An 18,912-nucleotide genomic window follows, 5' to 3' on the forward strand; every position below is an offset into this window, starting at 1 on the left:
GGCGTCGTCGTCGAGTCCGGCCACCCCCGCGACGTCCTGGGCAACCCCCAGCACGACCGCACCAAGGCGTTCCTCTCCAAGGTGCTCTAGCCGGCTGCCCCCGGGCCGGGACGGACGTCGGCGGCGTCCGTCCCGGCCCTCGTGGTCAGGAGGAGCCGGTGGTCAGTTCGGCGCGGATCTCGCGGGCCGCCGCTACGAGGTTCTCCAGCGAGGCCCGGGTCTCGGGCCAACCGCGGGTCTTCAGGCCGCAGTCGGGGTTCACCCAGAGCCGCTCCGCCGGGATGGCCTCAAGTCCCTTGCGCAGGAGGGCAGCCGCCTCCTCCGTACCGGGGACGCGCGGGGAGTGGATGTCCCAGACACCGGGTCCGGCCTCGCGGGGGTAGCCGTGCGCGGCCAGCTCGCCTGCGACCTGCATGTGCGAGCGGGCGGCCTCCAGGCTGATGACATCGGCGTCGAGGTCGTCGATCGCCTGCACGATGTCGCCGAACTCCGCGTAGCACATGTGCGTGTGGATCTGCGTGTCCGGCCGTACCCCGCCGGTCGTGAGCCGGAACGACTCCGTCGCCCAGGCGAGGTACTCGGCATGGTCCGCGGCCCGCAGCGGCAGGGTCTCGCGCAGGGCCGGCTCGTCGACCTGGATGACGGACACGCCCGCCGCTTCGAGGTCCTCGACCTCGTCGCGCAGCGCGAGCGCCATCTGCCTGGCCGTCTCGGCCCGCGGCTGATCGTCCCGTACGAAGGACCAGGCGAGCATGGTCACCGGCCCCGTCAGCATGCCCTTGACGGGCTTCGAGGTCTGCGACCCGGCGTACGTCGTCCAGCGGACGGTCATCGGCTCGGGGCGGGAGATGTCCCCCGCCAGCACCGGGGGCCGGACGTACCGTGTGCCGTAGGACTGCACCCAGCCGTGCCGGGTGGCCAGGCAGCCGGTCAGCTGCTCCGCGAAGTACTGCACCATGTCGTTGCGTTCGGGCTCGCCGTGCACCAGGACGTCGATCCCCGCCTTCTCCTGGAAGGCGAGCACCTCACGGATCTCGTCCTTGATCCGCTCCTCGTACCCGGCGGCGTCGAGCCGTCCCGCCCGCAACTCGGCCCGCGCGGTTCGCAGTTCGCTCGTCTGCGGGAACGAACCGATGGTCGTCGTCGGCAGCAGCGGAAGGCGCAGACGGTCCCGCTGGGATGCGGACCGCTTCGCGTACGGCTGCGAGCGCCGGCTGTCCGCGTCGGTGACGGCGGCGGTACGGGCTCGTACGGCGGGGTCGCTGGTCAGGGCGGAACCGGCCCGGGAGGCCAGGTCGGCGCGGTTCGCCGCGAGTTCGACGGCGACGGCATCCGTGCCCTGGCCGAGTCCGCGCGCGAGAACGGCGATCTCCGCCGTCTTCTGGCGGGCGAAGGCGAGCCAGCGGGCGACCTGAGGGTCGATGTCCCGCTCGGCAGTGGCGTCCAGGGGGACGTGCAGCAGGGAGCACGAGGCGGCGACGTCCACCTGGCCGGCGAGGCCGAGGAGCGTGCCGAGCACCCCCAGGGACTTCTGGAGGTCGTTGATCCAGATGTTGCGGCCGTCGACGACGCCCGCGACCAGGCGCCTGCCGGGCAGTCCGCCGACTGCGGCGAGGTCGTCGAGGTTGGCGGCGCCCGACCCGGTGAAGTCGAGGGCCAGCCCCTCGACAGGAGCCTTGGCCAGGACGCCCAGCGCGTCGCCCAGCCGCCCGAAGTAGGAGGCGACGAGCAGCTTCGGCCGGTCGGTGGCCGTACCCAGCTCGCGGTAGGCACGGGCTGCGGCGTTGAGCTCGGCCGGGGTGCGGTCCTGGACCAGGGCGGGTTCGTCGAGCTGGACCCACTCGGCCCCGGCCGCGCGGAGATCGGCGAGGACCTCCGCATACACCGGAAGCAGCCGGTCCAGCAGGGTCAGCGGCTCGAAGTCCGGGGCCACGTCCGGCGCGGGCTTGGCCAGCAGCAGATAGGTGACCGGGCCGACGAGGACCGGCCGGGCGGCGTGTCCGAGCGCGAGGGCCTCCTTCAGCTCGGCGACCTGCTTGCCCGAGTCGGCGGAGAAGACGGTGCCGGGACCGAGTTCGGGCACCAGGTAGTGGTAGTTGGTGTCGAACCACTTGGTCATCTCCAGCGGGGCGGCCTCTTGGGTGCCCCGGGCCATCGCGAAGTAGCCGTCCAGCGCGCCGGCGTCCACCGCGGCGCGGTGCCGCTCGGGGACGGCGCCCACCATGACGGTGGTGTCGAGGACCTGGTCGTAGTACGAGAAGTCACCGGTCGGCACCTCGTGGAGACCTGCGTCGGCCAGCTGTCGCCAGTTCGAACGGCGCAGGCCCGCCGCGGTCTCCCGGAGCGCGTCGGCGGTGACGCTGCCCTTCCAGTACCCCTCCACGGCCTTCTTCAGTTCACGGTTCCGACCCTGCCGGGGGTAGCCGTACACGGTGGCGCGTGGCGCCGCGGGTGCGGGCGTCGATGTCACGGAACTCTCCTTCGCGAGATGTGTCCTCGGACGCCCCGGCGACGGGACGTGGACGCGAAGGAACGAACCACCGGGCGGCCCACGCCGCGGACATGCCGCACGTGCCGCTCGATATGCGCGCCGACCCGCCCACGAGGTCACCGGGATCACCGCACGCGAACGTTCGCGCGCGGGCAACGGGCAGGTCTTCGGACTCGCGGGCACGCCTGCCGAGGCAGACACCTAGTGGCCGTCGCTTCCCAGACCCGTACGGGTCCAGTGCGTATGACGGCGGTCGTTCCCGCTCACCGCTGCGGGGCAGTCCCGGATTTCCACCGGGTTCCCTCTTACGACGCATCCCGCCTGGCGGACGGGGCGAACCAGCTGCAAGGCCCACCTTAGGCGGACGGGCGGCGCCGCCGCACGCCCTTCCCGTATGACGGAACGCGCCGGGCCCTCCCTTCCCGCCGCCCTCACGGCATCCGACGGGCGGCATCCGAGGGCGGCAGGGGTGGTGTCAGCTGCGGCTCGCGGTGCAGTCCGCCGGTGTGGGGCGGCCGGTCGGCCAGGCGAGGCCGACGAAGCGGATGCGGCCGGGCGCGTCCGGCGCGAGCTCCACCACGGAGACCGCCTTGTTGTACGGGTTGCCGTAGTTGTCGAGGCAGATCCAGCCGCTCGCGCCGTCGACCTTGCCCATCCCGTGCAGCCGCAGCCACGAGTCGCCGATGCGGCCGAGGGTGGGGATGACCGGGTCGCCGTCGTCGCGCATCCGGATGGCGGTGATCGCGGTGAGCCCGGCGTCGTAGAAGGTGATCGTCCGCGAGTCGGTGAGCTCCACCGGGCCGATGTTCCCGACCTCCTCGCTGCTCGCCAGCGTGGCGAGGGCGCGGAACGCGGCCGGGGAGCCGCCCGTGGCGGGGGCCTTGGGCCCGCTCCAGGCATCGGGGTGGGCGACGGCGGCGTACTGGAGGGTCACCCCCTTGCGGAAGGCGTTCCAGTCGAGGAGCTTGTCCGAGGAGAGCGTGGAGGCTCCCGAGCCGGTGATGATCGTGTACTTCTTCTCGGTGCAGCCCCGATTGCCCAGTTCGTTGACGAACTGCCGCAGCTGGACCGGGCGTCCGGCGAAGTAGATGACCTTGGCGGCCGACGTGCAGATGGTGTCGACCATCTGGTCGAAGGCGTTGGCGGTGGTGCCCTCCTCGTGGAACTCCTCCGGCGCGCGGTACTGCTCGGGTGCGCGGGGCGAGCCCACGGTCCGCGCGGCGAAGGCCCGCTTCAGCGCGTCGACGTAGTTGTCGCCGGTCCGGATGTCCTCGACGACCAGGGTGTGCCGGGGATCGATGCCCGCGTTGAAGTGCGACAGCGCCCTGGCCTGGTCGGAGGTGGTGGGGACCACCCTGGCGAGACCCGGGTACGCGTCGGGCCGCTGGGCGCTGTTGCCCGAGTCGTCGGCGGTGATGGGACCGCCGACGACGGGAATGCCTCGCTCGCGCGTGAGGTAGCCGATGGCGGCCTGGGTGGTGGCGGTGGAGACGTCGAAGCCGATGACGGCCCGGAGGTTGTCGGCCGTGGATTCCGACATGGCCCCGAGCTGCTCGGCGACGGGCCGCCAGTGCGCGTGACTGCGACCGGGGTTGGCGAGGAGCAGCCGGATCGCCGGCTTCTTGCTGTTGGAGTCGTGGTTGGCGCGGTACTGCGCGAGGTAGGCGCCCTGCACCTCGTGGAGCGTCTTCTGCTGCTCGAACGCCTGCGTCGGTGCCATGGGCAGCATCACGGCGACGGACACGTGCGGTTCGCCCTTGATCCGCTCGTTCTCCGTCTTGATCCGCGCGCTGACCTCTCGGAGATTGTCCGCGAAGACGTAGCTGCCGTCGGTGACGCCCGTGCACTCCCGCGAGCCCTCGGGGCCCCGCTCCTCGATGCCCTTGCCACAGGCCGGATCGGGCCCGAGGACGACGATGCCGGCCCATACGGCGGCGCCGAGCACGGCCAGGGCGACCACGAGGGCCGCGGCCTTGGTGAGCGGTCCGCCGGGCAGTCTTGCGATGAACGACGTCATGACGCGGCGCCTTCCTGGACGGGCAGGTCGGGAGCCTGTGCACCGGCCCGCAGACGGGCGGGCCAGGCGGCGGACGCCTCGCGGTAGGCGGCGTGCGCGGCCTTGTTGCCGTACAGCGTCTCCAGCGCGATGCGGACGGTGGTCAGCTCGTCCTCGCGCGGGGCGAGGGTGAGCGGGTCGGAGAGCCGCCAGAGCAGCGGTACGAGGGAGGCGACCGCGTCGTGGTGCGGCCCGGGAAGGTCGCTGCCGCAGGCCGTGCACGACAGGAACGGGCTCCCGGCGGGGGGCTCGTACCCCGTGCGGGGGTGGGGGGCCGAGCAGATGACGTTGAGCGCGGCCAGCCATGCGCCCGGCGGAGCGACCGTGAACCGGTGGTGCAGGGCACTGACCACCTCGTCCACCCGGCCGAGCGCCAGCGTGTGGTGCAGATACGTGTCGCCGCGCGGGTCGCACAGGGAACGCAGCCGCAGCTGGGTGTCGCGCCAGCGCTCGTGGGAGACGGTGGCGGCCAGCCGGTGCCGCAGCAGCAGATCGAGGGCACGGTCGCCGTCGAGACAGGACCGGGTCCGGTAGTCGTCCGCCTCGCGGACGCGGACGGCGACCAGCTCCTCGGAGTGGTCCTCCGGGTGGGAGAACGTCCACAGTCCGCGCCGGGTGCCCGCGTCGGCGGCGGCGGACAGCAGGACGAGTCGCTCCTGTAACACGGGATCGGGCAGCAGCTTCGCGAGGAGCGCGGGCGCGGCCTCGTCGAGGAGCTCCCCGCCCCGTATCGTGCCCACGTCCTCGACCCGGCGGACGGCCGCGTCCGCCAGGATGCGGGCGCTCGCCGCGCGCCCGCCGCTGTAGCGGGCGACGACGCGGGGCAGGTGGTCGGGATAGTCGACGGGGCTGAGCATCTCCGCGATGTGGGCCGGTTCGATGCCGGGGATGCTCAGGACCAGCGGCCGCGCCCGCGGAACGGCGTCACCCCCGACCTCGCTCAGCGGAGGGTGCCCGTGCCCCCTGCCGAGCAGCGTGGCCAGGGTGACGGGGCGCGTCGGCGCCTTGCCGGGAGCGTCGCCGTGTCCGGGGTTCCCGGCGTCCAGCAGGTCGAGGAAGACGCGCCCGACGTCGCTGTGGGCGTTGTCCAGGAGCAGCAGCGGACGGGGCTTCCTGTTCAGTCTCCGCAGCGTCCCGTAGTTGGCGTCGATGTCGTCCAGGAGCGCGGCGACGAGGTGCTCCTCCGCGGTGCGTCTGCGGTCGTCGAGTCTGCGGAAGCCGCGGACGAACTGGAAGAGCCGCTGCAGCGAATCGCCCTGGTACCCCTGGGAGCCGTGCAGCCGGCCGCCCCACCAGGCGAGTGCGCCCTTGTCCGGCTCGCTCCGCACGAGCTGCGCCCGAGCGGTGTCGAGGACGATCCCGGCGATGGCGTCGAGGCCCGGGACGGCGGACAGGACCAGCGGGAGGTTGTCCGTGACGACGTCGAACCAGCGGCCGAGGCTCTCCCTGCGGCGCCGTACGTCGGGGTCCTCGGCGGTGATGAGGGTACGCAGATCGGCCTCCGCCCGACGCAGGTCGGGCGGCCGTACATCGGTCTCGTCGCTGTTCAGCGGGCGCCACGCGGTGACGACGAGAAGACCGAGGGAAAGCCGCGGGAAGACCATCGGCCTGCCGAAGTGCCGTACGTCCAAGCCGAGTTTGTACGCGAGGAGGTACAACAGGTGCGTGATGCGGGAGGCGTTGGGAACGTCGTCGTCACCGTCGGCCACGCCCGGCTCCCCGAACCCGGGTGCCCCGAGGTCGACCCGGGCGAGCGGCACCCGGCCGTTGTACGCGTCGTGGACGGCGCCCAGGAGGGCGGTCTTGCCGCTGCCCCGGCCGCCGACGATCCGTACGACGGGCGAGCCCTTGGGATAGGCGAAGGGGACGAGGTACCCCTCCTTGTGATGCAGCCCCACGAGCCGCGGGACGAACCCCTCCTGCAGGGCCTGCTGACCGTACAACCTCCCGCCCATGGCGCTACCGCCTCCCCCTGTGAGCCGCGCGTCAAGAGATCAACTGGTCGTGCACAAGGGGAACTTACCCGAGATGCGCCTGTTCGGCAGTGGGGTTGCGGGCGATCGGTGGGGGAATCGGCAACCGCTTCCGTGAAGGTGCCGACGGCTCCGATCCGGCTCGGGCCACCCCTCCGGTATCGCCCGGCGCGTCCCGGAGAGGCTCGGCGCCGAGGGCCGATGCCCACCTACGGCAAGGTGGCTTCCCGTGTCTGCGTGCTCGGCAGCGAGGACGGCGCCCACAAGGTCGGCGACGATCTCCCGGCGGTGCCGGCCTCGGCGGGCGGAGTCTCCCCGGTCGGCACCCCGCCGGCCGGTTCGAGCCCTGCTGTCGTACGGGGTCGGGTCCGGATCGGTCTCCGGGTGTTTTCGGTCATACCGGGCGGGCTCCGTCGCGGTGGAGACCATGCCCGACGCGCGCCACGGGTTCGCCGCTCCTCCGGATCGGCGGTCGGGCGCGGATCGGCGGTCAGGCGCCGTCGATGCCCGTCTCCTCGTGGACCGCGGCCTCCTCCGCCGAGGTGATGCCGTCGTCCGGGCCCACGTCGTCGGCCACGATCGTGGTCGTACTGCCTCCGGCGGGCACGGCGAGACGGCCGGCGAGGGACAGGCCCGACTCCGCGTCGACGGGCTCTCCTTCGCCGTCCGGGAGGTCGCCGATGTCGTCGCCGTCCGGGGCCGCGACGTCGGGGCTCTCCTGGGCGAGGCGGTCGTCCAGGGACTCGCCCTCGCGTTGCTCCCGTACGGTCGTCCCGTACCGGGTCACGCCCCGAGGGTGATCCGGTGGGGAGTAGCCGGGCTCGCCCATGTCCTCCGTGGCCGGTGTGCCGAGGGCGTTGTCGGGGTCGAGCTCGCCGTCGGGGTGGTCCGCACCGTCCGCGTACACGGGCTGGTAGACGTCGTCTCCGCGGGAGGTGGGCTGGTTCTCGGACATGGTCCGGGTCTCCTCTCGGTGCGGTCGTGCCCCGCCCCGCCCGGGGCCGGCCATCGGCCGTCCCCGTTTCCGTCCCCGTGGTGATCCGCATCCTCAGGGTATCTCCGGCGGCGCCGACAGGGCGGATCCCGCCCCGTCCTCGCCTGCCCGGACCCGTCCCTCCCATGCCCGCGGCGTGGACTCTCGGTGTGTCCTCGCATATGGCAGGTTTCATCTGGCAAACGCCTCCTAGATGCGTACCGCCCCGGCTGCTACGGTACGCAGCTGCCGCCCACCGCACTGGGCTGCGTCCCTGCGGAGATCCCAGGAGATGGATCCCATGCACTCTGTCGTCCACCGCCGCTCCCGGACCCGGCGCACGGCCAGGGCCCTCGCCCTCGTGGCGGGAGCGGCCCTCGCCGTGACCGTCCCGTTCGCCGCGTACGCGAACTCCGTCGGCGTCACGGTCCGCACCCCCGGTGCCACCGCCGGCCCCGCGTCCACGTTCGCCGAGATCACCACCGACGCCGCCTGCTCCAGCGGCCTGATCTCCGGCGGCGGCATCAGCCAGGCCATCGGCACCGGCACCTCCTCCAACGGCAACAAGATCAACGGCACCGTGCCCAGCCCCGACGGCAGCACCGAGTACCTCGGCTCCACCGGCGTCGTCGGCACCGACGTCACCCACTGGCTCGGCATCGGCGGAAGCGGAGGCGCGGTCAACGCGTCCTTCTCCAGCACCCCGTACGCCATGTGCTTCAGCAGCACCCTCGTCGATCACACCCAGGTCGTGATGAACAAGCTCGCCGGGCCCACCAGCAGCGGCACGGTCGGCCTCACCACCGCCACCTGCCCCGCGAACACCCGGCTCCTCGGTGGCGGGGCCCGCATCACCCCTGCGAGCGTCGGCAGTCTCAAGCCCATCGCGAGCTTCCCCACCGTCAACGACTCCGCTCACGGATTCGGCCAGAAGGCCGCCGCCGACGGCGAGACCAACCCCGACTCCTGGTCGGCGGTCGGCTGGAACGGCGGGGGCGGCAACAGCAACAACACCACCTACGCCTATGCCATCTGCAGCGGCGACGCCATCGACGTCAGCGGCGTCACTGTCACCGTCCGGCACACCTCGGTGAGCGGCCCCACCGCCGCGACCAGCGGACAGACGGCCACCGTCGGCTGCGGCGAGGGCGACGGCACCCTGGTCTCCGGCGGGGCGGCGATCAGCGGCGGCAGCCTCACGAGCGCCGCCTTCACCGGCCCCGGCTCGGTCGGCGACCACCTCAACGGCAGCTACCCCAGCACCTCGGGCGGCAGCCCCGTCGGCGACGGGACGACCACGGCCGCGTACTGGACCGCCGACGCCCACACCGGCGGCGGCAGCTCCCCGAACACGTACACCGACTCCTGGGCGCTCTGCGCCGACGACGGCATCTGATCCCGTACCACCCGCCACTCTCCCGACTCGGCAGAAGAACTGACACATGAACACATCCCGCCCCGCGCGGACGGTCGCCCTCGCCCTGTCCGGCGCCGCCGTCCTGCTCGTCGCCGACGCGTTCCACCCGACCAGCGCGGTGGCCACCGCGACCGCGACCACCGCGACCCCGACCACTACGACAGCGACCGCCGCCGCGACGGTGACCGTCACCGAACCCGCCTGCGGCACGACAGGATTTCCCGCCACCGGTGCCGGAGCCGGATGCGCCTGGACCGCGCCCGGCACCGACACCTTCACCGTCCCGGCCGGAGTCGGCTCCGTCACCGTGGACCTGTACGGCGCGGAGGGCGGCAGCGCCGCCGGACACGTCACCCCCAACCCGCCCGCGTCCGGAGCCCCCGGCGGCCTCGGCGGCCACACCCGCGCCACCGTGGACGTCACCCCCGGCCAGGTCCTCCAGCTCACCGTGGGCGCCGCCGGCATACCCGGCAGCTCCAGGCGGGGGGAGTACGCCCGGCCGGGAGGGTACGGCCACGGCGCGGGCGGCGGCGGCGCGCACGGCGGAGGAGGATCCGGCGGCGGGGCCACCGATCTCCGCCTCGGAGCGTTCGGCCCGGCCGAGCGGATCCTGGTCGCCGGCGGTGGCGGCGGCGCCGGGAACGGCGGGCCCACGCTGCACGGCGGCGACGGCGGTGGCCCGACGGGCGAGCCCGGCGGACAGGCCGACGGGCCCGAGGGCTCCGGCGTCGCCGGCGGCGGAGCGACCGCGACCTCCCACGGCACCGGCAGCCCCAACTCCCGGCTGGGCGGCCCCGGTGCGCCCGGCGGCGACACCGACCCCAACACCGGACTGCCCAACCCCGGAAGCGGCGGCGCCGGCGGCAACGGAGGGCGCGGCGGCAACGGCGGCGGGGGAGGGGGCGGCGGCTGGTTCGGCGGAGGCGGCGGCTCCGGCGGAGGCAATCCCGACAACCTCCCGGGCGCCGGCGGAGGCGGCGGCAGCGGCTACGCCGGTCCCGCCACCACCGGCGCGCGTCTGACGTCCGGAGTCCACCGGGGCAACGGCATGGCCGCGCTCACCTGGCGATACGACACGAGCCTCGCCCTCACGGTGGACACCACCACTCCGCTGTACGGGCGCTCCGCGACCGTCACCGCCGTGGTCACGTCCCCCGCCGGTGCCACCCCGACCGGCAGCGTCACCCTCCTCGACGGCGACGCCCCGCTCGGCACCGTGCCGCTCACGGACGGCCGGGCCCTGTGGCGTACGCCGGTCCTGCGGCCGGGCGACCACACGCTCACCGCCCGGTACGAGGGCGATCCGCTGCACAGCCCGAGCGCCACGCCCCAACCGGTCGCCGTCACCATCGGGTTCAGCCGTCCCTGCCTGACCGGACACCACGAGGGCCCGCTGACGGTCCGCGCGGGGGAATCGCTCTGCCTCGCGGCCGGGGCCCAGCAGTCCGGCCCGGTCCGCATCGAGCCGGGCGGCGCCCTGGCGGCCTCGAACGCCGTCGTCACCGGAGGGCTCTCGGCCGACGGCGCTCTCGCCCTGTCCCTGTGCGGTGCGCGCCTCACCGGCCCGCTGACGGTGCGCGGGACGACGGGGCCGGTCGTCCTCTGCGAAGGGAGCTCGGTCACCGGCCCGGCCACGTTCGCGTCCAACACGGGCGGCACCACGCTCCACGGCACCACCGTCACCGGCCCGTTGAGGTGCGAGGGAAACACTCCCGCCCCCGAGGCGACGGGCGTCACCGTGCGCGGACCCCGCCACGGCCAGTGCCGCTGACACCGGCGGACCGACGTCCGTGAACGCCGACGCGGGCCGGGGGACGCACGTCCCCCGGCCCGCGTCCGGCACGACACCTCTGACACGCCTCGCCGACGTCAGGCTCCCTGCGTCACGCCGTCCGTCCCGCCCGGCTCCCCGAACGCGCGGAGGAGGCGTTCGGCCGCCGTCGTCGCCGTCAACTCGCCTTCCCTGACCTGCTGTTCGAGATCGGGAGCCAGAGCGCGTACCGCCGGATGGGCGTGCAGGCGCCCCAGCAGCTCGTCCCGGACCATGGTCCAGGTCCAGTCGACCTGCTGGTCGCGCCGGCGCGCCGCGAGGCGGCCCGTCGAGTCGAGCAGCGTACGGTGCTGTTCGAGGCGCTCCCAGACCGTGTCGAGGCCGGTCGACTCACGGGCGCTGCAGTGCAGCACGGGCGGGGTCCAGGCGGCGTCCGCGCCGTGCATCAGCCGCAGCGCCCCCGACAGCTCACGAGCCGCCGCGCGGGCGTCCCGCTCGTGCGGTCCGTCCGCCTTGTTGACGGCGACCACGTCCGCCAGCTCCAGGACGCCCTTCTTGATGCCCTGCAGCTGGTCACCCGTCCGCGCGAGCGTGAGCAGCAGGAACGAGTCGACCATGTCGGCCACGGCGGTCTCGGACTGCCCCACACCGACCGTCTCGACCAGGACCACGTCGTAGCCGGCGGCCTCCATCACGATGATCGACTCGCGGGTCGCCTTGGCGACCCCGCCGAGCGTCCCGGCCGTCGGCGACGGACGCACGAACGCCGCCGGGTCCACCGCGAGCCGCTCCATCCGCGTCTTGTCACCCAGGATGGAGCCGCCCGTCCGGCTCGACGAGGGGTCGACGGCAAGCACCGCGACCCGGTGGCCGAGACCGGTCAGCATCGTGCCGAACGCGTCGATGAACGTCGACTTCCCGACCCCCGGCACGCCGCTGATCCCGATACGCCGCGCCTTCCCGCTGTGCGGGAGCAGCTCGGTGAGCAACTCCTGGGCCAGCAGGCGGTGCTGGGGCCGGGTGGACTCGACGAGCGTGATCGCGCGGGCCACGACCGCCCGCTTCCCGCCGAGTACACCCTTCACATACGCGTCCCGGTCGATCACAGCTCGTGCCCGAGACCGTCCGAGAGCCGCTTCACCAGGTCGTACGCCGCGTCGGGGATCACCGTCCCGGGCGGGAAGACGGCCGCCGCGCCCATCTCCAGGAGGGTCGGCACGTCCTGCGGCGGGATCACGCCGCCGACGACGATCATGATGTCCTCGCGCCCCTCCGCGGCGAGCTCCTCGCGCAGCGCCGGCACGAGGGTGAGGTGTCCGGCGGCCAGCGACGACACCCCGACGATGTGCACGTCCGCCTCGACGGCCTGCCGCGCGACCTCGGCCGGCGTCTGGAACAGCGGGCCGACGTCCACGTCGAAGCCCAGGTCGGCGAAGGCCGTGGCGATCACCTTCTGGCCTCGGTCGTGGCCGTCCTGGCCCATCTTGGCGACCAGGATGCGGGGGCGGCGGCCCTCGGCCTCGGCGAACCCGTCCACGAGGGTGCGGGTGCGCTCGACGGAGGGGGACTCGCCGGCTTCGTTGCGGTACACGCCGGAGATCGTACGGATCTGGCTCGCGTGCCGCCCGTACACCTTCTCCAGGGCGTCGGAGATCTCGCCCACGGTCGCCTTGGCGCGGGCCGCGTTCACCGCCAGCTCCAGCAGGTTGCCCTCGCCCCCGGCCGCCCGGGTGAGCGCGTCCAGCGAGTCCTGGCACGCCCGCTCGTCGCGCTCCGCGCGCAGCCGGCGCAGCTTCTCGATCTGCTGCGCACGCACGGAGGAGTTGTCGACCTTGAGGACGTCGATCTGCTCGTCGGACTCGACGCGGTACTTGTTGACGCCGATCACCGGCTGGCGTCCGGAGTCGATGCGGGCCTGGGTGCGGGCCGCGGCCTCCTCGATGCGCAGCTTGGGGATGCCCGCGTCGATGGCCTTGGCCATGCCGCCCGCCGCCTCGACCTCCTGGATGTGCTGCCAGGCCCGCCGAGCCAGGTCGTACGTCAGCTTCTCCACATAGGCGCTGCCGCCCCACGGGTCGATCACCCGCGTCGTGCCCGACTCCTGCTGGATGAGGAGCTGCGTGTTGCGGGCGATGCGCGCCGAGAAGTCGGTCGGCAGGGCGAGCGCCTCGTCGAGGGCGTTCGTGTGCAGCGACTGCGTGTGCCCCTGGGTGGCCGCCATCGCCTCCACGCACGTACGCGTGACGTTGTTGAAGACGTCCTGCGCGGTCAGCGACCAGCCCGACGTCTGCGAATGGGTGCGCAGCGAAAGGGACTTGGCGTTCTGCGGGTCGAACTGCTTCACGAGCTTGGCCCAGAGGAGCCGGGCCGCCCGCATCTTGGCGATCTCCATGAAGAAGTTCATGCCGATGGCCCAGAAGAAGGAGAGCCGGGGCGCGAACGCGTCCACGTCCAGGCCCGCCTCGCGCCCGGCGCGGATGTACTCCACACCGTCGGCGAGGGTGTAGGCCAGCTCCAGGTCGGCCGTGGCACCCGCCTCCTGGATGTGGTAGCCCGAGATGGAGATCGAGTTGTAGCGCGGCATCCGCTGCGACGTGTAGGCGAAGATGTCGGAGATGATCCGCATCGACGGCTTCGGCGGATAGATGTACGTGTTGCGGACCATGAACTCCTTGAGGATGTCGTTCTGGATGGTCCCCGCGAGCTTCTCCGGCGGTACGCCCTGCTCCTCGGCCGCCACGATGTACAGCGCGAGCACCGGAAGCACCGCGCCGTTCATCGTCATCGACACGGTCATCCTGTCCAGCGGGATGCCGTCGAAGAGCTGCCGCATGTCGTAGATCGAGTCGATCGCCACACCCGCCATGCCGACGTCGCCGGTCACGCGCGGATGGTCGCTGTCGTAGCCGCGGTGCGTGGGCAGGTCGAAGGCGACCGACAGGCCCTTCTGACCGGCCGCCAGGTTGCGCCGGTAGAACGCGTTGGACTCCTCGGCGGTCGAGAAGCCCGCGTACTGACGGATCGTCCAGGGCTGGTTGACGTACATCGTCGGGTACGGGCCGCGCAGGTACGGCGCCTTGCCCGGATACGTCTCCAGGAAGTCCAGGCCCTCCAGGTCCTGCCCGGTGTACAGCGGCTTGACCGCGATGCCCTCCGGGGTCTCCCAGAGCAGGTCGTCACCCCCGGCGGCCTTCTTGACGGCCGTCCGCCACTCGTCGGCGCCGGCCGCGGCGGTCGGAGTCCCCAGACCGATCGCGGAGAAATCGGGGATGGACATCAGGACACTCCCATGCGGTCGAGCGTGGCGGAGAGTACGGCGACGGCGTCGCAGCCGGCGAAGACGTAGGAGTCGACACCGTCGTACGCGGCGGGCCGCCCGGCGAGGAACACATGGCGGGCGCCCAGCGCCCCGAGCTCACCGGCCCGGGCCGCGGCCTGCTCCTCGTACAGCGCGTCGCTGGAGCAGAGGCAGGCCTCGGTGGCCCCGCTCTCCTCGAAGGTGCCCTCCACGACGGGCTCGATGCCGCCCGCCTGGAACAGGTTGGCGGCGAACGTGGCGCGCGCCGTGTGCGCCGCTGCCGGGCCGAGCGTGGCCAGGAAGATCCGGGGCCGGGCGCCGGTCGCGGCGAGATGCGCGTCGGAACGGGCCCGCAGCACCTCGAACGCGTCGTCGCGGCGCACGCGCGGCAGACCGCCGGCCGGCCGCTCGGGCGCGGCCTCGCGGACGACGGGCTTCTCGGTCAGATGCGGGAACTCGCTGACACCCGTGATGGGTTCGCGCCGCTTGGCCAGCTTCGCGCTGCGCGCCTCCCAGGTGGCGGCCAGCTCCTGCCCGAGACGGCCCGAACGCAGGGTGGCGGCCTGACCGCCCGTCCGCTCGATGCCCTGGAAGAACTCCCAGCCGGCCTCGGCCAGCTCGTCCGTCAGCCGCTCCACGTACCAGGATCCGCCCGCCGGGTCGATCACCCGGGACAGATGCGACTCCTCGATGAGGATCGTCGAGGTGTTACGGGCGATACGGCGGGCGAAGCCGTCCGGCAGGCCCAGCGCGTGGTCGAACGGCAGCACGGTGACGGAGTCGGCCCCGCCCACACCGGCGGCCAGCGTGGCCACCGTCGTACGCAGCATGTTCACCCACGGGTCGCGACGCGTCATCATCACCGACGACGTCACGGCGTGCTGTGTCTGCGCGCCGGCCGCGCCCGCCCCGCACACCTCGGCGACCCGGGCCCACAGCCTGCGCGCGGCCCGCAGCTTGGCGATCGTGAGGAACTGGTCGGCGGTGGCCGCGTACCGGAACTCAAGCTGTCCGCAGGCCTGTTCGACGCTGAGCCCCGCCTCGGTGAGCTGCCGCAGATACGCGACGCCGGTGGCCAGCGAGCACCCCAGCTCCTGTGCGGCCGAGCCCCCGGCCTCGTGGTACGGCAACGCGTCGACGGTCAGTGCTCGCAGGCCCGGGTACTCCTCGGCGCACCGGCGCGCGAGAGCGGCGACGGGAGCGAAGTCGAACGGCCGGCCCGTACGCGCCTCGAAGCCCAGCGGATCGGCGCCCAGACTGCCGCGCGCCGTCTCCTTCGCGACGCCCCGCTCCTCGTACAGGCGCAGCAACTCCCGCGCGGCGTCCTCGACGTCGGCGCCCGCGTCGAGCACGACGGGTGCGAGATCGAGGTACACACCCTCCAGGACGCGGCCCAGCGACGACACGGGGATGCCGCCCTCGCCGACGAGCAGCCAGAGCGACGTGACGCCGTTCTCCAGGTCGGTCAGCACCGCCTCGCCGTCGGCGGCCGTGTGGCGCTGCCGCACGTCCCAGCCGCCCAGCGTGTTGCCCTCGGCGCGGCCGGACCGCACGAAGGGCGCGAAGCCGGGGAAGCCGGCATCGGACGCGATGTCACCGGCCGCGTACAGGGGACGGACGCGAAGCCCGTCCTCCAGCGTGGTCGTCAGGGCGTCCTCGGCCGCCGCGCCCTCCACGTCCTTGCCCGACTTGCTCAGCACGCCTGACACAAGGCGCTGCCACTGCTCACGGGTTGCGTCGGAGAATTCGGCGGCGAGGCTGAGCCCGTCGTCGGGAAGGACTGTCATGCTCGGATGTTAGGTCAGGCGAACAAAGGAGCTGCAGGGCACACGGCTGTGACCTTGCCCTCCTTGAAGCACGGGCCGATTCCGGGCTAGGGGCGTCTAGGACCCCGACCGTGCCTCGATCCGGTGCCGGACGATCGTCGACAGCACACCCAGGCGCGTCGACATGCCCGGGACGGGGGCCTCGGGATCCTCGATCCGGCGGGCCGGCTCCGGAAGCAGCGCGAGGTCGGCCTCGAACCGGGCCCGCGCCGCGTCGAGGGTGTCCGGCGGTTCCGTCCGGAGCCCGCCGCGCATCACCGTCCTCAGCAGCGGCTCCGTACCCGCCGGCGGCTCCTCGTTGGCCAGGCCCACGACGTCCCGGAGCCCCGGGCCCCGGAACACCTGCTTCGGACCCGGCGCCGTCGCCTTCCCCGGCGACAACTTCATGACCGGCGTGCCGTCGTACTCGACCAGTTTGTACGCCGCGTCCAGATACGGGGAGTCCGCGGCCACCCCCACCCGCGTTCCCACCGCGAAGACGTCGATCGGCGCCCCGTCCCGTACGAGCCCGGCGATCGCGTACTCGTCGAGACCGCCGCTCGCGATGATCCCGACGTCCCGGAGCCCCGCCGCGTCCAGCGTGGCGCGGGCCCGGCGGGCGAGCTCGCCCAGGTCACCGCTGTCCAGGCGCACCGCGCACCCCGGACCGCGCTCCAGCTCACCCAGGACGCGCGCGGCCGTCTCCACGCCACGACCGGTGTCGTAGGTGTCGACGACGAACGTCACCGGGCCGGGATGGGAGCGGGCGAACGCCCGGAAGGCCTCCTCCTCGGACGGGAACGCCTGGACGTACGAGTGGGCCATCGTGCCCGAGCCGGGAATGCCGTACCGGACCGCGGCGGCGACGTTGCTGGTCCCGGCGAAGCCCACCAGCGCGCCGAGCCGGGCCGCCTGCATGCCGGCCGCCGGCCCGTGGGACCGGCGCAGCGAGAAGTCCACCAGGGGCTTCCCGCCGGCCGCCAGCACACACCGCGCCGCCTTGGAGGCGACCGTCGTCTGATGGCAGAGCAGCGAGAGCAGGTACGTCTCCACGAGCTGGGCCTGCGGCAGCGGCGCGGTGACCTCGACGAGAGGCTCGCCGGCGAAGACGAGCCGCCCCTCCGGGACGGCGCGGACCTGCCCGTCGAAGGACAGGCCGTTCAGCGGTTCGAGCGTCTCGACGGGCCACCCCAGCACCTCGGCGAACTCCCGCACGTCCGCCCGGCCGATCCGGAACCGGGAGAGGTGGTCGAGGGCCGGCTCGAGACCCGCGGAGACGAGGAACCCGCGACCCGGCGGGAGGTCGCGCACGAAGAGGCTGAACGTGGCAGGCGCCCGCATGCCCTCCCGTAGGTACGAGAGCGCCATCGTGACCTCGTACAGGTCGGTGGTGGTCACCTGCATGCTTCGAGCATGCGCGGCCGGCCGGCACCCCGCACGGGGGCGCTCGGCCGGCCGGGCGGTGTCAGCCGGTCGTCCACCGCCGCAGGCCGGAGCCGGCGACCGGCTGCCGGGTCACCAGGGCCCCCTCCGCGGCCGACGCCCTTGCCGCCCGTGACCGGGGCCCTCTCCGCGGCCGACGCCCTTGCCGCCCGTGACCAGGGTCCGGACGCCGTCGAGGGGGCCGGGCGCCTCGCCCAGCGGAGTGAGGGTGAGCGTCTGCTCAGCCGCGGTGCGTGCGAGGAGTCGGCCCGCCGTTCACGCCCGGCGCAGTGCCGAGCGGCCGGCGAAGCGCGCCGATGTGCCCAGCTCCTCCTCGATGCGGATCAGTTGGTTGTACTTCGCCGTACGGTCGGAACGGGAGAGCGAGCCGGTCTTGATCTGGCCGCACCCCGTCGCCACCGCCAGGTCCGCGATGGTGGTGTCCTCCGTCTCGCCCGAGCGGTGCGACATCACAGCGGTCCACCCCGCCTCGTGGGCGACGGCGACGGCGGCCAGCGCCTCGGTCAGGGTCCCGATCTGATTGACCTTGACCAGGACCGAGTTGCCGACGCCGGTTCGAATGCCCTCGCGCAGCAGCGTCTCGTTGGTGCAGAACACGTCGTCGCCGGTCAGCTGGCAGCGGTCGCCGACACGGGCGGTCAGCTCGCGCCAGCCGTCCAGGTCGTTCTCCGCCATCGGGTCCTCGATGGAGACGATCGGGTAGGCGTCGACGAGCTTGGCCAGATGGTCGGCGTGCTCGGAGGGGGTGCGGCGCACCCCCTCGCCCGCGTAGTCGTAGACCCCGTCGCGGAAGAACTCCGACGACGCCGGGTCCATGACGAGGCCGATGTCCGCGCCGGGGCGGTAGCCGGTGCGCTCGATGGCGGTCATCACGAAGTCGAGCGCCTCCTCGGCGGTGCGCAGCGCGGGTGCGAAGCCGCCCTCGTCGCCGACGCCCGTGGAGTGCCCGGCGGCCAGCAGATCGCGGCGCAGGGTGTGGAAGACCTCGCTGCCCATGCGGACGGCTTCGGCGAAGGTGTCCGCGCCCACGGGCGCGATCATGAACTCCTGGAAGTCCAGCGGATTGTCGGCGTGGGCGCCGCCGTTGACGATGTTCATCATCGGCAGCGGTAGGAGATGGGCCTCGGACCCGCCGAGGTGACGGTAGAGGGGCCGGCGGTGCGCCGCCGCGGCGGCCTTGGCGACGGCGAGGGAGACGCCGAGGATCGCGTTGGCGCCGAGCCGCGACTTCGTGGCCGTGCCGTCGAGGGCGACCAGCGCCGCGTCGAGCCCCGCCTGGTCGACCGCGTCCCGGCCGTGCACGGAGGCCGCGATCTCCCCGTTGACGTGGGCCACAGCACGGTCGACGCCCTTGCCGTGCCAGCGCGCGGAGTCTCCGTCGCGCAGTTCCACGGCCTCCCGGGCACCGGTCGAGGCACCTGAGGGAACGGCCGCGCGTCCCAGTGATCCGTCCGTCAGGACGACGTCGACCTCGACCGTGGGGTTGCCACGGCTGTCGATGATGCGGCGTGCGGTGACGGTCTCGATGGTGGCGTCGACGGTACCGACTGCCTGTGCGGACATGGGAGGTCCTTCCCGTTGTCGTGTGCCGTGCCCTTGCTGCGACAACGCTGGCGCCGAGCCCGACGGCAAAACCATACAGCAATGCTGTTCAGTTTGGCTGAGCAGTATGGCTGTACAGCATT

11 protein-coding genes, 1 pseudogene and 1 riboswitch are annotated in these 18,912 nt (G+C 73.0%); of the genes and pseudogenes, 3 read left to right on the forward strand and 9 right to left on the reverse strand.

All coding sequences use genetic code 11. From position 1 onward, the window contains the following. Positions 1-90, forward strand: a pseudogene (locus ACFVGW_RS32365) (ectoine/hydroxyectoine ABC transporter ATP-binding protein EhuA); the annotation flags it as partial. 55 nt (positions 91-145) lie between these two features. On the opposite strand, the gene metE reads toward ACFVGW_RS32365, so the two are convergent. The 4 genes from metE to ACFVGW_RS32385 form a co-directional block, all read right to left on the reverse strand. Next, the gene (gene metE / locus ACFVGW_RS32370; RefSeq protein WP_385854450.1) at positions 146-2,470 is read right to left on the reverse strand and encodes a 5-methyltetrahydropteroyltriglutamate--homocysteine S-methyltransferase; all 2,325 of its coding nucleotides are present in this window, start codon (positions 2,468-2,470) and stop codon (positions 146-148) included. Positions 2,471-2,631: 161 nt separating this feature from the next. Then, a riboswitch (cobalamin riboswitch) is annotated at positions 2,632-2,849 on the reverse strand. Positions 2,850-2,966: 117 nt separating this feature from the next. After that, positions 2,967-4,508, reverse strand: coding sequence for a hypothetical protein (locus ACFVGW_RS32375; RefSeq protein ID WP_385854451.1), 1,542 nt, complete (start codon positions 4,506-4,508; stop codon positions 2,967-2,969). Beyond that, complete coding sequence (locus tag ACFVGW_RS32380) at positions 4,505-6,502, reverse strand: hypothetical protein (protein ID WP_385854452.1); 1,998 nt, start codon at positions 6,500-6,502, stop codon at positions 4,505-4,507. Before ACFVGW_RS32380 ends, ACFVGW_RS32375 begins: the two co-directional genes overlap by 4 nt. A gap of 508 nt (positions 6,503-7,010) precedes the next feature. Continuing rightward, positions 7,011-7,475 (reverse strand): DUF5709 domain-containing protein, encoded by a 465-nt coding sequence (locus tag ACFVGW_RS32385; RefSeq protein WP_385854453.1) that lies wholly within the window; start codon positions 7,473-7,475, stop codon positions 7,011-7,013. Between the two features lie 319 nt (positions 7,476-7,794). On the opposite strand from ACFVGW_RS32385, the gene ACFVGW_RS32390 reads away from it, so the two are divergent. After that, positions 7,795-8,889, forward strand: coding sequence for a hypothetical protein (locus tag ACFVGW_RS32390; RefSeq protein WP_385854454.1), 1,095 nt, complete (start codon positions 7,795-7,797; stop codon positions 8,887-8,889). Between the two features lie 46 nt (positions 8,890-8,935). Continuing rightward, positions 8,936-10,681, forward strand: a complete 1,746-nt coding sequence (locus ACFVGW_RS32395; protein WP_385854455.1) for an Ig-like domain-containing protein — start codon at positions 8,936-8,938, stop codon at positions 10,679-10,681. Positions 10,682-10,779: 98 nt separating this feature from the next. Here ACFVGW_RS32395 and meaB read toward each other — a convergent pair whose 3' ends face one another. The 5 genes from meaB to eno form a co-directional block, all read right to left on the reverse strand. Then, positions 10,780-11,787: a methylmalonyl Co-A mutase-associated GTPase MeaB gene (gene meaB, locus ACFVGW_RS32400; protein WP_383221882.1), complete on the reverse strand. Its 1,008-nt coding sequence runs from the start codon at positions 11,785-11,787 to the stop codon at positions 10,780-10,782. After that, a complete protein-coding gene (scpA, locus tag ACFVGW_RS32405) occupies positions 11,784-13,958 on the reverse strand; it encodes a methylmalonyl-CoA mutase (protein WP_385854456.1) in 2,175 nt (724 codons plus the stop codon). The genes meaB and scpA overlap by 4 nt, the downstream gene beginning before the upstream one ends. Further along, positions 13,958-15,766 carry a methylmalonyl-CoA mutase family protein gene (locus ACFVGW_RS32410; protein WP_385854457.1) on the reverse strand — a complete coding sequence of 603 codons (1,809 nt, stop codon included), beginning with the start codon at positions 15,764-15,766 and terminating at the stop codon, positions 13,958-13,960. Before ACFVGW_RS32410 ends, scpA begins: the two co-directional genes overlap by 1 nt. Before the next feature lie 96 nt (positions 15,767-15,862). Further along, positions 15,863-17,188, reverse strand: a complete 1,326-nt coding sequence (locus tag ACFVGW_RS32415) for a nicotinate phosphoribosyltransferase (protein WP_385854458.1) — start codon at positions 17,186-17,188, stop codon at positions 15,863-15,865. 294 nt (positions 17,189-17,482) lie between these two features. Further along, positions 17,483-18,790: a phosphopyruvate hydratase gene (gene eno / locus ACFVGW_RS32420; protein ID WP_385854459.1), complete on the reverse strand. Its 1,308-nt coding sequence runs from the start codon at positions 18,788-18,790 to the stop codon at positions 17,483-17,485. Positions 18,791-18,912: the final 122 nt, after the last annotated feature.

This window comes from Streptomyces sp. NPDC127129 (assembly GCF_042671585.1).
Classification (GTDB): Bacteria; Actinomycetota; Actinomycetes; order Streptomycetales; family Streptomycetaceae; genus Streptomyces.